This is a genomic window from Leptolyngbya sp. UWPOB_LEPTO1, assembly GCF_017302695.1.
GTDB lineage: Bacteria > Cyanobacteriota > Cyanobacteriia > Leptolyngbyales > Leptolyngbyaceae > Leptolyngbya > Leptolyngbya boryana.
On record NZ_JAFLCJ010000001.1, the window covers coordinates 462,345 to 477,661 of the forward strand.

A 15,317-nucleotide genomic window follows, 5' to 3' on the forward strand; every position below is an offset into this window, starting at 1 on the left:
AGCTAGGCTCAGCCACTTCAACATTAAATTCGACCATACAGCATCGTCAGCGCTCGTAGCTTCTCCGCCAGTTCATCTGTTAGCAATTCAGAACTGCGATATCGCCAGCGCCAATTTCCAGCGTTTTGACTCGGATCGTTCATCCTGGCACTTCCATCTAACCCAAGCACATCTTGCAAAGCGACGATCGCCCAATTTGCGACCGAAGCTAATGCCATCCGATTCAATGTCCAGTGAATTTCTTCGATTGGGTAACCCACATAAGCCGCTAACCTATCTTTCTCCGACTGAGATATGGTATTCCACCATCCGAGCGCCGTATCGTTATCGTGCGTTCCAGGATAGACCACGCTATTGTGAACATAATGATGCGGTAAGTGTGTATTACTCGCATCATCGCTGAATGCGAACATGAGAATTTTCATGCCGGGAAAATTGAAGCGATCGCGCAATTCCTCCACTTCAGGCGTAATGATCCCTAAGTCTTCCGCCAAGATGGGCAATTGTCCTAATCGCTGCCCTAAGGTTTCAAAAAAGTCCGCTCCGGGTGCTTCGATCCATTCGCCATTGATGGCAGTCTCTTCGCCTGCCGGAACTTGCCAGTAAGCTTGAAATCCCCGGAAGTGATCGACTCGCACAATATCGACATACTGTAACGTGGTTTGAAAGCGCTGAATCCACCATTCATACTGACTACGCTGGAGTTGATCCCAGTCGTAAACAGGATTGCCCCAAAGCTGCCCGGTCGCACTGAAATAATCGGGTGGCACACCTGCGATGAAAGTAGGTTCAAACGTTTCAGGATCGAGCTTAAAAATCTCTGGATGTGCCCACACATCGACGCTATTGAAGCAAACGTAAATCGAGATATCTCCAATGAGCTGAATGTTTTTCGAGTTGGTATACTCGCGCAGCTTCATCCATTGCTGAAAGAACTTGAATTGCAAAAATTGCTGAAATTGGATAGCTGGTTTTAAGGCATCTTGAGCATTTCGCATCGCTTGAAGGTCGCGTTGTGCGATCGAGCGATCCCATTGATTCCAATTCTTGCCATCATTCGCTTCTAACAATGCCATGAACAATGCAAAATCATCGAGCCACGCTGCTTGCTGCTGACAGAACTGATCAAATTCAGGAGTCGGAGCAAAGCGGTTGAATGCCAATTGCAGTAACTTTGTTTTATACGGGATCACGCGATCGAACTCGACTTTTTCAACGCTGCCTTCGAGCGGAACTAACTCATCTGACTTCAGCAATCCTTCTTCTGCAAGCTGTTCTAAGCTAATGAGCAACGGATTTCCAGCAAACACACTGAAGTTCATCGTGTAGGGTGAATGCTCATATCCAGTCGGCGCTAAAGGCAAAATTTGCCAAAGCGACTGACCACTTTTTGCCAGAAAATCCACAAATTCGTAGGCGGATTGTCCTAAATCTCCGATGCCAAACTTGCTGGGTAAACTGGTAGGCTGAAGTAAGATACCGCTCGATCGCTGAAACATAAAATCATCACTGGTTCATTGATCGAAACGCTATTCGACTTTGGCGGACTGGTCATGCTCCCACAGACAGAAATTAAAAACCTCTCTCAGGATGAAGACAGTGACCGACAAAACCGACTAGCTTTATACGATAAAGTTTAGGCAACTTTGACGATGATGCAGTTCTCCACACTCAATTACGATCCGCAATGGTACAAAGACGCAATCATCTACGAAGTTCCCGTCCGCGCTTTTTCAGATAGTAATAATGATGGCATTGGAGATTTTGTCGGCTTAACTGGAAAGCTAGATTATCTCCAGAGTTTAGGAGTAACTGCCCTTTGGATACTGCCCTTCTTTCCTTCGCCTCTGCGAGATGATGGGTATGACATTTCGGACTATACGAGCGTCAATCCCATTTATGGCACGATCGAGGATTTTCAAGCGTTTCTAGAAGCGGCTCATGCGCGTGGAATTCGGGTGATCATCGAACTAATTATCAACCACACGTCTGATCAACATCCCTGGTTTCAAAGGGCGCGACGTGCGCCTGTCGGTTCACCCGAACGAGATTTTTATGTATGGAGCGATACCCCAGATAAGTACCAGGAAGCTCGAATTATTTTTCAAGATTTCGAGACTTCTAACTGGACATGGGATTCCGTCGCAAACGCCTACTTTTGGCATCGCTTCTACTCTCACCAGCCTGATTTGAACTATGACAATCTGGCTGTTCAGCAAGCCGTTTTTGAGGTGCTCGATTTCTGGCTGGCGATGGGCGTAGATGGCTTGCGCATGGATGCTGTGCCTTACTTATACGAACGAGAAGGAACCAACTGCGAGAATCTCCCTGAAACCCATGCTTTCTTGAAAAAGCTACGCAAGCATGTGGAATCGAACTATCCAGAGTGCATGTTGCTTGCAGAAGCCAATCAGTGGGCTGAAGATGCTGCTGCCTACTATGGCGATGGCGATGAATGTCATATGAATTTTCATTTTCCATTGATGCCGCGCTTGTTTATGTCGGTACGCATGGAAGATAGCTTTCCGATCAATGACATTCTGCAACAGACTCCACCGATTCCTGAAAACTGTCAGTGGGGCATTTTCTTGCGGAATCATGATGAACTGACGCTGGAAATGGTGACTGATGAAGACCGAGATTATATGTATCGGGTCTATGCTCAAGACAAAGAGATGCGGGTGAATCTGGGAATTCGGCGGAGATTAGCACCATTACTCGGTAACGATCGACGACAGATCGAACTGCTCAACAGTCTCTTACTGACTTTTCCGGGTACACCTGTGCTGTACTATGGCGATGAGATTGGTATGGGGGACAATGTGTATGTGGGCGATCGCAATGGGGTGAGAACTCCGATGCAGTGGAGTGACGATCGCAATGCCGGATTCAGTCGCGCGAATCCTCATAAACTATACTTACCAATCATTGTGGATTCTGAGTACAACTATACGACGGTGAATGTTGAAGCTCAGCGATCGAATCCGAACTCTCTGCTTAGTGCAATGCGCCGCCTCATTGCAACTCGTAAGCGCTTTCAGGCATTCGGACGGGGTGACTTTCAACTGTTACACCCAGAAAATCGCAAAGTTCTAGCTTTCACTCGCACGTATAAAGATGAATGTATTCTGGTTGTGGCAAATCTGTCACGATTTGTGCAAACGGTTGAGCTAGATCTCTCTGCTTTCTCAGGTTCGATTCCAGTTGAAGTGTTTGGACGGACTGAGTTTCCAGCGGTGAAAGAGGCTCCTTACTTCTTGAGCTTAGGAGCTTACGCTTTCTACTGGTTCAGTCTAAAGCCTGTTGATTCTTCAACTCAAACAGAACTTCCCACAATTAGAAGCACCTGGGAGACATTGCTGGCTCGTTCTAGTAGCAGAGCAAAGCTAGAAAATATTCTAGTTGATCACTTTAAACAATATCGTTGGTTCAAGGCGAGAACGCAATCGGTTCAATCGGCTCAAATTATTGAAATGATTCCGATCTCCCCTGAGGTTCAACTCATTTGGCTGCAAGTAAGCTACATTCAAGAGCAACCCGAAACGTATGTGATGTTTATTGCGCATGGCGATCGCGAACTCGATGCTTCTGTGATTGCTCAGCTTGAGGAGGGTGTTTTATTTGAAGCGGTGACTGATCCAACTTTTCTGACTATCTTACTCAGCCTCTTGCGACATGGTGTGCAAGCAACGGGAGAGTTTGGACAACTGAAGTCAACGACTGTCAATCTTCCCAATTCTTTCGAAGCTTGTTTACTTAAAGGCGAGCATAACAATACTTCGATTCTCTACGGCGAATCTGTCAAAACTGGGGCAGAAGCTGAACTTCTTCTAAAAATATTCCGTCACGTTGAAGAGGGGATGAATCCGGATCTCGAAATCCGTCGATTTCTCGATTCAAAGTTCAACCATATTCCCCGAATTCTAGGCTCGATCGAGTATCAAATTCCTGGACGTGCTCCGATGACGATCGCGGTTCTTCAAGAGTTCATTGCAGGAGCGCAAAGCACTTGGGACTATACTCTCGACAGTCTTCGCACCTACTTCGAGTCGCTGAACAATCATGAAGTTCCTGAAGTTGCGACGCTAGAGGATATTCCTGATTTTATTCAAACTGCGATCGGAACTTATCTCGCGAATATTCAACTCCTAGGACAACGAACTGCTGAATTGCATCTTGCACTAGCTACTGAGTCTGAACATCCTGACTTCAAGCCAGAACCCTTTACGTCGTTGTATCAGCGATCGATTTACCAATACGCTCGCAATCTCACAGGACGAGTCTTTTTAGCACTCAGAAACCAACTTCATCACATTGCTGATCCGTTACTAGCGCGCGATGTTTTAGAGCTATACGAGCCTTGTCTAGAACAGTTTCGCGGCATTTTAGATCAGAAGATTACAGCTTTGCGGACTCGATATCATGGCGACTATCATCTGGGTCAAGCGCTCTATACGGGCAAAGACTTTGTTCTGATCGATTTCGAGGGGAATTCGTTGCGGAGCTTAAGCGATCGACGAATTAAACGTTCTCCGCTCAGAGATGCTGCGGGGATGATGCAATCGTTTCATGTTGCGGCTGAAATTGCTTTAGCCAATGAGATCAGCACGGCTGAGCATTCACCGAGCCAACTCAAGAAGATGAAACAAGGGGCACAGCATTGGAAGTATTGGGCAGGCGGAACTTTCCTCAAGTCATATTTTGAGACGGCACAGTCGGGGAAATTTTTACCTCAAAGCAGTGATGAATTAAAGCGATTGCTCAATCACTATTTACTAGAAAAAGCGATCGCATCTTTAGGTAAAGAATTAAATGAGCGATCGGACAAAATCGAAATCGCTCTCCTCCGAATCCTTGAACTGTTGAATTAATCTCAGTTCAAGTGATTTTGATACAATTAGACCAGTATCAAAAGAAAAAGGATGTCTGCCAGAGATCGATATCACAATGCTGTAAAGGTCGCTCTCCTTAAAGAGCAGTGGACAATTACAGATGATCCACTCAGATTAAAATTTGAAGACAAGGATGAAGTTAGGATTGACTTAGGTGCGGAACAGCTTCTTGCAGCACAGAAAGGAACTCAGAAAATCGCAGTTGAGATCAAGAGCTTTTTGAGTGAGTCAGCACTTTTTGATTATCATGCGGCATTAGGGCAGTTTCTCAATTATCGATTAGTACTGGAAACGTTGGAGCCTGAGCGAGTACTTTACTTGGCAGTTCCCCTAAAAGCATATGAAGAGTTTTTTCAACGTCCTTTAGCGATCGCTTCGGTACAAAAGTATGCAGTTAAATTATTGATATATGACGTGCTGACAGAGGTGATTGTGCAATGGAGAAATTAGAACAGTATCGGCAAGCAATTCGGTCATTACTCAAAGAGTATGCCACTAATGAAAATCAAGATGATTTAGAGACTCAAGTCATTTTTGATCAAGAGCATGATCATTATCAGTTGGTAAGTTTAGGCTGGCAGGGACAGCGACGATTTTATAGCTGTCTAATGCACTTAGATATCAAGGGTGGAAAGATCTGGATTCAACGTAATCAAACCGATCGATTAATTGCTCAAGAACTCGTAGAGATGGGCGTGCCAAGAGAGGATATCGTCCTGGGGTTACAGCCTGCTTATGCTAGACCTGACACAGGTTATGGAGTCGCTTAAATCTTTTGGAGTTCGCTTCAGTCAAGAATGATTTTATACTTCATCATCCTGAAACTTCACCCGATCGCTAATCTCGCCACCCAAAATCCACCTAGCAACACCAGCGCCACCCAATCAAATCGCTTCAAAACCAAATGATGCCACTGCACCCGATGCTGATTTGGGCTAGTAAATCCTCTCACCTTCATTGCATTTGCCATCTGTTCCGCCCGCAGCAGCAAATTCTGCAACAACCGCTCCGCCACCGACAAACACACCTGCGCCGTCCGCTTAAAGCCCAATTTCTTCCAGTTAATCGCTCGGGTTCGCACCGATCGCACTAAATTCTGAAATTCCTCTAGCACCAACGGAATGAACCGCAAAGATAATGTCAATGTCAATGCAACCTCGGTCACGGGCAGATTAAACCGTCGCAACGGACGCATCAAATCCTCCAAACCTGCGGTCACTTCCTCTGGAGCAGTCGTCAGCAAAAATAAATTCGTACTATAAATCAGCGTAAACAGCAGAGTACTGACTCGAATTGCCAAATCCAGCGATCGCCGAGTCACCCGAATTGGACCGCGTTGAAATACGACATACCGATAATCTGTCGGCTGCTTTAATTCCGGTCGTCTCTGGCTTTTCGCAAACTCTTCTTGCGCCTTCGGAGTCGGCTGAAACGGGTTAAACCAGGGCTTTTGCGGTGCGGGTTCCGGTATCGTCGCAGGCTGTTGCACAAACGCCAATTCATTCTCCGGCAATCTCGGTCGCGGTTCCACACTCAACCCATCCGGAGCGATCGCCACTAGCGAGAACACATACAGCGCCAAAGCTAGCAACCATCCCATCTGCTGTCGCCATACGCGCATCGGAATCCGCGCCACCACCGTCAGCAGAATCAGCACCACCACGATCGCCAATCGCCATTCCGCTGTCGCCAAAATTGGAGCCGCCAAAAAACTCATCAACCAGGCAATTTTTACCCGGGGATCGAGTCGGTGCATCCAGGTAATGGGCTGCTCCAAATACAACCCGATTGGCAACGATCGCAGTAAATCCATGCTTTAGACCACCGTCTTAAACTTTGGTTGCACGATTCGGGCTATTTCCCCGTTCCACTTCCCGCAGTTTCTTACCTCGCCATAATAGCCGCAACGGAGTGCCTTGGAACCCTAACGATTCGCGGAATTTACGATCGATATAACGCCGATAGTTGTCGTTAAATAAATGCGGATCGTTGACAAATAGCGCGATCGTTGGAGGCGCAGAGCTGACCTGCGTACCGTAGTAGATCTTCCCTTGTCGCCCTTGGCGAGTCGTGGGCGGTGTATGCCAGGAGAGCGCATCTTCTAGTACTTCATTAATCACAGAAGTCGAAATGCGTCGCTTATGCTGCTCAGCAGCGCGATCGACGAGTTCAAAAATCTTTTCGACCCGCTGCCCGGTTTTCGCACTGATAAAAATGCTTTCCGCCCATTCGACGAAATGCAAGCGATCGCGAATTTGCTGATCGTATTCATAAATCGTGTGCGAGTCTTTCTCGATCGCATCCCACTTATTCACAATTACGACGCAGGCACGCCCTTCATCATCAATCCGCCCTGCCAATTTCTGATCCTGCTCGGTCACGCCATCCAAAGCATCAATGACAAGCAACACCACATCGGATCGATCAATTGCTTTAAATGCCCGATTGATCCCGAAAAATTCCGGGCCATATTCGACATTCTTCTTCTTACGAATCCCGGCTGTATCAATCAATCGATACATCTTGTCATCGCGTTCCACGAGCATGTCGATCGCATCTCGTGTCGTGCCAGAAATCGGGCTGACAATCGAGCGATTCTCACCGACAAACGCATTCAAAAGACTGGATTTACCAACATTCGGACGACCCGCGATCGCAACTTTAATTTCAGGACTTTCCTCGATCTCATCAGTCGGTGGAAAATGTTCAACCACCCGATCGAGCAAATCCCCTGTGCCGCTGCCATGAATGCTGGAAACTGCGAAAGGCTCACCCAGTCCTAACTCCCAAAACTCTGCTGCCTGCACTAATCCTTGATCCACGGACTCGCACTTATTCACAGCGATCAGGACTGGAACAGGTTGCTGTCTCAACCATCGAGCAATTTCTTCATCTGCCTGGGTCAATCCCGCCTGCCCATCGACGACGAAAATCGCTGCTTTTGATTCTGCAAGTGCCGCCATGGCTTGCTCTCGAATCAAGGGCAAAAATTCAGTGTCGTCATCAAACACCAATCCACCGGTATCGACCACCTGAAATTCTCGATCGCGCCAAAATGCCCTTTTGTAAGTGCGATCGCGGGTGACTCCAGGCTGGTCAAAGACGATCGCATCCTGTACCTGAGCTAAGCGGTTTACCAGGGTAGACTTACCCACATTCGGACGACCAATAATGGCAACGATCGGCAATGACATAATGTTTGAAATGGAATTGATTCAAGGCAGCATATCATTGTAGCGCGATCGTTTCGAGATTTGGTTTGATACGATTTGAAATTGTCTGTTAAGGAAAGCCGAATTCTTGGGATGGACATCGACGCACGCATTAAGATCAGTTTCAGATTGGCAATCTGTCGCGATCGAACTGAGACTTTGTACCTATGACACAGTCTTAGTTCGATTGCTTATGATTCAGTGAGCAATTTTATAAATTGATAGAGTTTTGCGCCTATGTCTGAACGGTCTTATGATGTCATTCTCTACGGTGCTAGCGGTTTCGTCGGCAAACAGACTGTGCAGTATTTTGCGAAACATGCCGCATCTCAGACCGTACGATGGGCGATCGCAGGACGAAATCGGCAAAAGTTAGAAGCAGTTCGGGATCAAGTCGGGGTGAATGTCGATGTACTGGTTGCTGATAGTCGGGATCAGCAGGCGATTGATGCGATCGTGGCTCAAACCAGAGTGATTCTCACTACAGCAGGCCCATTTGCACTTTATGGCGATGCAATAGTCGATGCCTGTGTACGATACAAAACGCATTATGTAGACATCACAGGAGAAACGCCTTGGGTAAGAACGTTAATCGATCGCTATCATTCTCAAGCTGCCCTCGACGGAACTCGCATTATTCCCTGCTGTGGCTTTGATTCGGTTCCATCGGATTTAGGCGCTTACTTGATTGTTCGCTACCTGCAACGCGAATTGCATCTTCCTTGTCAGCAAGTGAAGGCTTATTTTCAAGCGGCGGGCGGTTTTAATGGGGGCACTTTGGCATCGGCATTCAATCTCTACGATTCAAAAGGATTGGCGCAGATGAATCGCCCTTTTTTGCTGAATCCATCTGCAAATCAGTCTCCCACCCAAATTGAGCGCAGCCATGACCCGCAACTGCCCTTCTTTGATGCTGACCTGAAAACTTGGGTAGCACCTTTCTTCATGGGTGTCGTCAACACTCGCATTGTGCGCCGCAGTGCTGGACTGTATGAAGACTGGCAGGAGTCATATGGTGCAGAGTTTAGCTATCAAGAGTATCTGAAGTTTAACGAGCCACTGTCTGCTTTTGGACTGACGGCAGCACTGGGATTGATGGTCGGAGTGCTCCAACAACCACAATTGCGATCGCTGATAAAACCCATCTTGCCGCAACCTGGTAGTGGTCCATCTGAGCAAACCATGAATGATGGCTGGTTCTCGTGTGAATTAATTGGAACTGCGAGCGACGGGCGAAAGGTACAAGTCACGATTCGAGATCAGGGCGATCCGGGCAATCGTGCAACGGTCAAATTCGTCTGCGAGTCTGCCTTGTGTCTAGCACTTCAGGCAGATGAACTCCCAGGAGGTTCAGCAAGAGGAGGAATTCTCACACCCGCAACTGGACTGGGCGAAGTTTTAGCAGAACGCTTACGAGGTGCGGGGATGACAGTGGACGTATACTTGTCATCCAATTGACTAGGCTCGCAAGGCAGGCGTTTGGGGAGCGGAAATGCCAGCACAAGAACAGCGGTGGAATCAATTCTGCGAGATTTCCTGCTAAAGTCTATTCAACTCGATTCGCCTGCGTCTCAAACCTTCGCCCAACAAGTAAATTGATGAGCTTCTACCGTTTCTGACATGATAAGGGATAGCGATTCCCGCGCCACGTTGTCCAACCTGTTGCCGATCGCGTTTGCGGATCGTAGCGAAGGAACCAATTATCCTGCTCTTTCCCTTGATATCGAATGCCAAAATCATTGCCGCGACTGTAGCGCTTTGCTAAAGGAACCCAAGCACTCCCACTGTCGCTAAACCACCCGACCACTTTTACTCCCGAAGTCGTGGAGCAGACTCCGCCTTGGCAATGTGTGTTTGGAGCATCTACTACTTTCCATTGCATTTGGGCAGGTCGTCCATCAATTCGACAGTTCCATTTACCGAAGTACCATTCAGAAACAACTTGGCTGGCATGAGCCGTTCCAACAGTCAGCAAAACAGTAAACGGTAAGAGAGCAACACCAAGCGTGCGTTTTTGGAAAAGCTGATGTAGAGATTTCATAGTTTGGGGATGTTTGGGAATGTGTGTCAGTGGTTTCTACTCAACCAGTACGATTCAAATTTGGGAATTATGCAGCGATAATTTGCGATCGTACTGCAACGGTCATCTCGTCTCAACAGATTCCTGAACCCAAGGTGAGCAGATCGAGCGAGCTAAAAAGCGTGAATTACAGCCTTGGACACTGATCGTATAGATTCGGTTGGGTCGAACATTCTTAAACGTGAAGCGTCCAGAACGGTTAACGACTTGTTTCTCACCGCCTCCCTTCACGCGGTAGCGAACATTGTAAAAGTCCCACCCCGAAATTCCGTCAAATCGGAAAATTACCTGATTCCCTGACTGATAACTTTCTGTGAAACAGGGTTGATCAACCGGGCAAAGCCGAGGGTTACTAGCCATCACAGTTTGACTTGACGATAAACCTAAACCCATCAGCAGTGTCAACAGAGCACCAGCTTTCAACATTTTCATTTTCGTTCTCCTAAGTGAGTTGAGTGAGGCAGCTTTTCAGAATGTGTATCTAATGCTCTCTACGATTTATTTTTTGTCTTATGCAAGTGCGAGTTGAAATCGTCTGAAGCTCGATCGTCATCGCAAATTGTGTGGACACAGGCTCCCATTGCGCTATCAGACTTGCCTACTGCCCGTTTTTGCGAAGATGGCGAGGGATCTCCGCCACAGACACTATCTGCACGCTTTTCAAAAGAATCGCAAAGTTGTCTAAACTTTAGAGCTAAAGGAATTCAATTGCTGCAATCAGGGCAGTAAAAATAGAAAAGGACGTGTTACAGGAGCGATCGCATGATGCCCGGTCGGGGAGCCAAATCAAAAAAACTACTCCACCATTCACCACCGGATCAGCGCGACTGGTCTTGGTTCTTCTGGTTCACCTTACCCCTTTATCCCTACAGTAAGCGCCGAACCAGTTGTCGGGAAATTGTGGAGAACACAATCTGGAGCTTTGAACAACTTCATGGCATTCTCTACACGGTGACTCCGATTCGGATGACGGTCGTGCGTCTCGAAGCTGGAGGGTTACTCGTTTATGCGCCTGTTGCTCCCACGCCCGAATGTTTGCGTTTGGTCAAAGCCTTGGTCGCAGAGCACGGTGATGTGAAGTATATTCTGCTGCCGACCGCTTCAGGGCTAGAGCATAAAGTGTTTGTCGGCCCGTTTGCGCGGTGTTTTCCAACGGCTCAAGTGTTCGTTGCGCCGCATCAGTGGAGCTTTCCGGTAAATCTTCCCCTGAGTTGGCTAGGCTTTCCCAAGGATCGCACCCAGATTCTGCCGCAAGATAGCAAGCTTGCTCCGTTTGCTGACGAATTTGATTATGCAGTCCTCGATATTGATCTCGGTCGGGGATCGTTTGTAGAAGTAGCAGTGCTACACAAAGTATCACGATCGCTGTTGCTGACTGATACTCTTCTTTCAATCTCCGAAGACCCACCTACGATCGCTCAACTCGATCCCTATCCCTTACTCTTTCATGCCAGAGAAGATGCGGCGGAACCCATCGAAGATACGGAAGCGAATCGGCGCAAAGGATGGCAGCGCATTGCTCTATTTGCCGTGTATTTCCGTCCCGCAACGCTCGAACCGATTGGACTCAAGCAAGCAGTTCGCGAGGCACTGAAAGCACCGAATCGCACAAGAAAAGCCTATTTTGGGTTATTTCCCTGGCGATGGCAAGCCGATTGGCAGCGATCGTTTCAGGCACTCCGCGCCAACGGACGGCCCTTTGTGGCTCCCATCTTACAGACGCTAATTTTGCCGCAAGCCCCGCAGCAGGTGATTGAGTGGGCAAATCAAATTGCTACTTGGGAGTTTTGCCGGATTATTCCTTGCCATTTTGACGCACCCATTGCAGCAACACCCTCTCAGTTCCGACAAGCCTTCACCTTTTTAGAGCCATCTGAAATCAATCTCGTGACGTTGCCTGAAACCGATGTTGCCTTCATTAAAAGCATTGAAACGAAGCTACTAGAGCTAGGAATTGCCACCCTGCCGCCAGAAAACAATATATCCTATTGAGAAACCTAGCTCCTGCTGGGCAACACAACTTCTAGTTTCTCGCGAGCTTTTTCATGCCCTCTACTCTAACGCTGCGGCAAACTCTCCTCTATAGTTGCACTTCGATCGGCATCAATCTGATCAATACTTCTGTATCCACTTGGCTGCTTTATTACTACGCGCCACCCGATACCGCAGGGGTGCAATATCTCTCGGTTGCAGTCGTCGGTACATTGCTGGCGATCGGTCGAGTTTGGAATGCCATCATTGACCCTTGGATTGGACATTGGAGCGATGTTACTCGCAGTCGCTGGGGGCGACGTAAACCCTTTTTGATGGTGGGTAGCGTCATCACACTATTCTCGCTGCTGTTGCTTTGGATGCCTCCGACTGCACAGCCTAGTCTGCTGAATGCGATCTACTTTCTTACGATGACGATCGTCTTTTATACAGGGATTAGTCTAGTTGGTGTTCCGTACGATGGCAGCTTGGCTGAACTCGCAACAACGGCAGCGGAGCGGGTTCGTCTCAGTATGTGGAAGAACATTTTTGGCATCGTTGGTGTGTTGGCAGGTGCAGTGATCGCAAGTGTGGTTTATGGTCGCTGGGGTGCAGTGGCAATGGGGGCGGTCATTGGAGTGATCGGGCTAGTGACGGCGGGACTCACGGTGCAGGTACTCCCAGAGCATCCAAAACACAATGCCACCGTGACGATGAGCTTTGGGCAAAGTCTTCGCGCAATGTTCCAAAATCGACCCTTTCTGATTCTCTGTAGCTCGACGATTCTAGTACAGACTGCTTATGCAATGTTGCTGTCGAATCTACCTTACTTTGTCACTCTGATTCTGCGCGAGCCAGAGGCAGCAGTAGGACGATATCAAGCGATCGTGGTGATTGCGATGCTGATTGCTGCGCCGATTTGGAATCGGTTGAGCCGAATCTACCGCGATCGCGCATTGCTGCGAGTCTCTTTGCTAGGGTTCGCGATAACCAGCGCATTACTGACCGGAGTAGGATGGTTTATCAATGTTTCCAGTACGCTCCAAGCTGCGATCGTCTTTGGTATTCTTGGACCTTTTTTGGGCGGATATTTTGTCTTAATTTACGCCATGATGGGAGATGTTGTAGAGCAGGATGCTAAGGTGACAGGACAGCGACGAGAAGCTTTTCATTACAGTATTTTCTCTTTCTCGATCGGGATGGGACTCTCGTTCTCAACTCTGATCATACCGCTCATTTTTTCTCAATATGGTTATTCTCTGGAGAATCCAACAGGGGTTCGGATTGTATTTCTGGTTGCTGCGGTGCTTGTGATATTGAGTGTTGTGACCTTACGGGGCTACAAGTTGATAGAGGCTGATACGAAGAGGTGAGCGTTAACAATCGAACTTCAGTTTGAGACCGCATTCACTAGGGTTTGCGGCACAGTCAAGGCAATCTTTCCAAATCGACGATCGCGGTTTTGATACTGTACTAAAGCATCATGCAGCATTGATCGATCGAAGTCGGGAAACAGCACATCAGTAAAATACAGTTCCGTGTAAGCCATTTGCCAGAGCAGATAGTTACTAAGCCGCATTTCGCCGCTCGTACGAATCAGTAAATCTGGATCAGGCATTCCTGCCGTGTAAAGCTGTTCCTCTAGTCGAGAAGCATCAATATCTGAAGCATCTAACGTTCCCTGCTGCACCTGTTGAGCAAGCTGACGACAGGCAGTCACCAGTTCGTGACGACTTCCATAGTTGATTGCAACATTGAGATGAACCGCAGAATTACAAGCCGTTTCCTGTACAGTCCGTTGCATCTCCTGGCGGAGCGAGGCAGAAAGACTGGAGACATCCCCAATAAAGGTAATTTTGACTCCTTCGCGCTGCATTTCTGCCAGTTCATGACAGAGGAGTTGTTCAAACAAATTCATGAGGAACTGAACTTCTGAGCGGGGACGGTTCCAGTTTTCGGTAGAAAAGGCATAAGCAGTCAGAGTGGGAATTCCCCAATCTTTGCAGCAGCGCAGTAGTTCTTTTAGAGCATTCGCTCCCTTACGGTGTCCAGCGAAGCGAGGCAACCCCCGTCGCGTTGCCCAACGCCCATTCCCATCCATAATGATTGCAATATGGGAAGGCAGTCGTGTCGGATCTAAATTCTTAGGTAAGCTTGAAAAGTCTTGACTACTCATCGTTCAATCTCCCTAGTAACACGGGCTTGCACCCAGTACATCTTGCAAGAATGTGGGCGTAAGCGTTCGATTCCAACGACCCAAGAGATGGAGCGCTTGGATGCAGGTCAATGCAAACGTCCATCGATTTTTCGCAGACCAAGTTTGCCAGGCTAGTACCTGAGTCATGCGATCGAGCGTACCGACTAAACTGCTGCGATCGCGTTGATACGTCATTCGTCCTTTTGTGGTTTGAAGTAAACTCCATCCCACTCGCGGTAACGATGAGTTAGGATATGCCCAAACACCAAAGCCCCAAAACTTTGCCATATGGTTGATTTCGTCGAGTAACAGTTCATGTAGTACAGCGTGTAAAGCTCCGGTCGTCTGTGCCATCAGCCAAAGGTAAAGACACGCTGCCCCGTATTCTGTTGCCACTCGATGCAATCCGTGACGGTAAAGCGAGATCGCGGGATCACTCACCGATTGATAAGCTCGAACTGTGTGAGGCTCGACAATCGGTTTTTCAGACGTGAGTTGTGTATAAACTTTCAGCAATGCAGGCGTGTGCTGCCGCTCTTCTTTTTCCCAAAGACCTGGTTCGAGCAATTTCCCGTCTGCCGACACAACTCCGCCCACAAAGCGAGCCATCCGAGCATCGATCGGTTCTAAATACTGGCGACTGGTTTGGGTGTAGTCTCGAATCGGCGCTTCTGTGTTAATTGCACCCCTTAAAATTGACAGGAATACCTCAGGATCGATGCCAACAATTTGATTAACAGAGATCGCCTGCCAATCGATCGAGTTCCAAGGGCGAGGTTGGGGATGATGAAACTGATGGGGTAAGTCCTGAAGCCGATCGTTTAAGTGAGCGATCGAAAAATAATGATTGAGCAGTTCCCGTAAATGCGGCTGAAGATCAGAACTTGATGGAGTGTGATGCAGCAGTGGAGAATCAATTGTCATAAAGTAATTTTGTAGTAGATTCAGTTTCGGTCGCCTACAGC

The 15,317-nt window shown here is 47.9% G+C and carries 13 protein-coding genes; 6 read left to right on the top strand and 7 right to left on the bottom strand.

The window, feature by feature from the left end:
* Positions 1 to 23: 23 nt before the first annotated feature.
* Entirely contained in the window at positions 24 to 1,499 is a 1,476-nt protein-coding gene (malQ, locus tag J0L70_RS02010) for a 4-alpha-glucanotransferase (RefSeq protein ID WP_287452872.1), read from the bottom strand.
* A gap of 153 nt (positions 1,500 to 1,652) precedes the next feature.
* Here malQ and treS point away from each other — a divergent pair, with 153 nt between their 5' ends.
* The 3 genes from treS to J0L70_RS02025 are packed head-to-tail and all read left to right on the top strand — an operon-like array spanning position 1,653 to position 5,662.
* Positions 1,653 to 4,871: a maltose alpha-D-glucosyltransferase gene (gene treS, locus J0L70_RS02015; RefSeq protein WP_017290370.1), complete on the top strand. Its 3,219-nt coding sequence runs from the start codon at positions 1,653 to 1,655 to the stop codon at positions 4,869 to 4,871.
* A 51-nt stretch (positions 4,872 to 4,922) separates the two neighbouring features.
* Entirely contained in the window at positions 4,923 to 5,342 is a 420-nt protein-coding gene (locus tag J0L70_RS02020; RefSeq protein ID WP_017290369.1) for a XisH family protein, read from the top strand.
* The gene (locus J0L70_RS02025) at positions 5,330 to 5,662 is read left to right on the top strand and encodes a XisI protein (RefSeq protein WP_017290368.1); all 333 of its coding nucleotides are present in this window, start codon (positions 5,330 to 5,332) and stop codon (positions 5,660 to 5,662) included. Before J0L70_RS02020 ends, J0L70_RS02025 begins: the two co-directional genes overlap by 13 nt.
* Positions 5,663 to 5,718: 56 nt before the next feature.
* Here the strand turns inward: J0L70_RS02025 and J0L70_RS02030 are convergent, their stop codons facing one another.
* On the bottom strand, positions 5,719 to 6,705 hold the full coding sequence (locus tag J0L70_RS02030) for an energy-coupling factor transporter transmembrane component T family protein (protein ID WP_190653431.1): 987 nt from the start codon (positions 6,703 to 6,705) through the stop codon (positions 5,719 to 5,721).
* A 16-nt stretch (positions 6,706 to 6,721) separates the two neighbouring features.
* Entirely contained in the window at positions 6,722 to 8,086 is a 1,365-nt protein-coding gene (gene der, locus J0L70_RS02035) for a ribosome biogenesis GTPase Der (protein WP_017290366.1), read from the bottom strand.
* 255 nt (positions 8,087 to 8,341) lie between these two features.
* Between der and J0L70_RS02040 the strand changes: the two genes are divergently transcribed.
* On the top strand, positions 8,342 to 9,562 hold the full coding sequence (locus tag J0L70_RS02040) for a saccharopine dehydrogenase family protein (RefSeq protein WP_287452875.1): 1,221 nt from the start codon (positions 8,342 to 8,344) through the stop codon (positions 9,560 to 9,562).
* A gap of 148 nt (positions 9,563 to 9,710) precedes the next feature.
* Here J0L70_RS02040 and J0L70_RS02045 read toward each other — a convergent pair whose 3' ends face one another.
* Together J0L70_RS02045 and J0L70_RS02050 are read right to left on the bottom strand one after the other, a co-directional pair.
* Complete coding sequence (locus J0L70_RS02045; RefSeq protein WP_017290364.1) at positions 9,711 to 10,145, bottom strand: DUF6006 family protein; 435 nt, start codon at positions 10,143 to 10,145, stop codon at positions 9,711 to 9,713.
* Positions 10,146 to 10,247: 102 nt separating this feature from the next.
* A complete protein-coding gene (locus J0L70_RS02050; protein WP_287452876.1) occupies positions 10,248 to 10,616 on the bottom strand; it encodes a fibronectin type III domain-containing protein in 369 nt (122 codons plus the stop codon).
* A 330-nt stretch (positions 10,617 to 10,946) separates the two neighbouring features.
* Between J0L70_RS02050 and J0L70_RS02055 the strand changes: the two genes are divergently transcribed.
* Both J0L70_RS02055 and J0L70_RS02060 read left to right on the top strand, forming a co-directional pair.
* Positions 10,947 to 12,176: a DUF4336 domain-containing protein gene (locus J0L70_RS02055; RefSeq protein WP_353736602.1), complete on the top strand. Its 1,230-nt coding sequence runs from the start codon at positions 10,947 to 10,949 to the stop codon at positions 12,174 to 12,176.
* A gap of 53 nt (positions 12,177 to 12,229) precedes the next feature.
* Positions 12,230 to 13,528, top strand: a complete 1,299-nt coding sequence (locus tag J0L70_RS02060; protein WP_287452877.1) for an MFS transporter — start codon at positions 12,230 to 12,232, stop codon at positions 13,526 to 13,528.
* A 17-nt stretch (positions 13,529 to 13,545) separates the two neighbouring features.
* On the opposite strand, the gene uppS is transcribed toward J0L70_RS02060, so the two are convergent.
* Both uppS and J0L70_RS02070 read right to left on the bottom strand, forming a co-directional pair.
* Positions 13,546 to 14,331 carry an undecaprenyl pyrophosphate synthase gene (uppS, locus tag J0L70_RS02065; protein ID WP_017290359.1) on the bottom strand — a complete coding sequence of 262 codons (786 nt, stop codon included), beginning with the start codon at positions 14,329 to 14,331 and terminating at the stop codon, positions 13,546 to 13,548.
* A 12-nt stretch (positions 14,332 to 14,343) separates the two neighbouring features.
* Complete coding sequence (locus tag J0L70_RS02070; RefSeq protein ID WP_287452878.1) at positions 14,344 to 15,276, bottom strand: ferritin-like domain-containing protein; 933 nt, start codon at positions 15,274 to 15,276, stop codon at positions 14,344 to 14,346.
* Positions 15,277 to 15,317: the final 41 nt, after the last annotated feature.

What these genes read in the sequence shown, in the direction of transcription:
- malQ (WP_287452872.1), bottom strand. Translation starts at nt 1,499, where the DNA reads ATGTTTCAGCGATCGAGCGGTATCTTACTTCAGCCTACCAGTTTACCC.
- treS (WP_017290370.1), top strand. Translation starts at nt 1,653, where the DNA reads ATGATGCAGTTCTCCACACTCAATTACGATCCGCAATGGTACAAAGAC.
- J0L70_RS02020 (WP_017290369.1), top strand. Translation starts at nt 4,923, where the DNA reads ATGTCTGCCAGAGATCGATATCACAATGCTGTAAAGGTCGCTCTCCTT.
- J0L70_RS02025 (WP_017290368.1), top strand. Translation starts at nt 5,330, where the DNA reads ATGGAGAAATTAGAACAGTATCGGCAAGCAATTCGGTCATTACTCAAA.
- J0L70_RS02030 (WP_190653431.1), bottom strand. Translation starts at nt 6,705, where the DNA reads ATGGATTTACTGCGATCGTTGCCAATCGGGTTGTATTTGGAGCAGCCC.
- der (WP_017290366.1), bottom strand. Translation starts at nt 8,086, where the DNA reads ATGTCATTGCCGATCGTTGCCATTATTGGTCGTCCGAATGTGGGTAAG.
- J0L70_RS02040 (WP_287452875.1), top strand. Translation starts at nt 8,342, where the DNA reads ATGTCTGAACGGTCTTATGATGTCATTCTCTACGGTGCTAGCGGTTTC.
- J0L70_RS02045 (WP_017290364.1), bottom strand. Translation starts at nt 10,145, where the DNA reads ATGAAATCTCTACATCAGCTTTTCCAAAAACGCACGCTTGGTGTTGCT.
- J0L70_RS02050 (WP_287452876.1), bottom strand. Translation starts at nt 10,616, where the DNA reads ATGAAAATGTTGAAAGCTGGTGCTCTGTTGACACTGCTGATGGGTTTA.
- J0L70_RS02055 (WP_353736602.1), top strand. Translation starts at nt 10,947, where the DNA reads ATGATGCCCGGTCGGGGAGCCAAATCAAAAAAACTACTCCACCATTCA.
- J0L70_RS02060 (WP_287452877.1), top strand. Translation starts at nt 12,230, where the DNA reads ATGCCCTCTACTCTAACGCTGCGGCAAACTCTCCTCTATAGTTGCACT.
- uppS (WP_017290359.1), bottom strand. Translation starts at nt 14,331, where the DNA reads ATGAGTAGTCAAGACTTTTCAAGCTTACCTAAGAATTTAGATCCGACA.
- J0L70_RS02070 (WP_287452878.1), bottom strand. Translation starts at nt 15,276, where the DNA reads ATGACAATTGATTCTCCACTGCTGCATCACACTCCATCAAGTTCTGAT.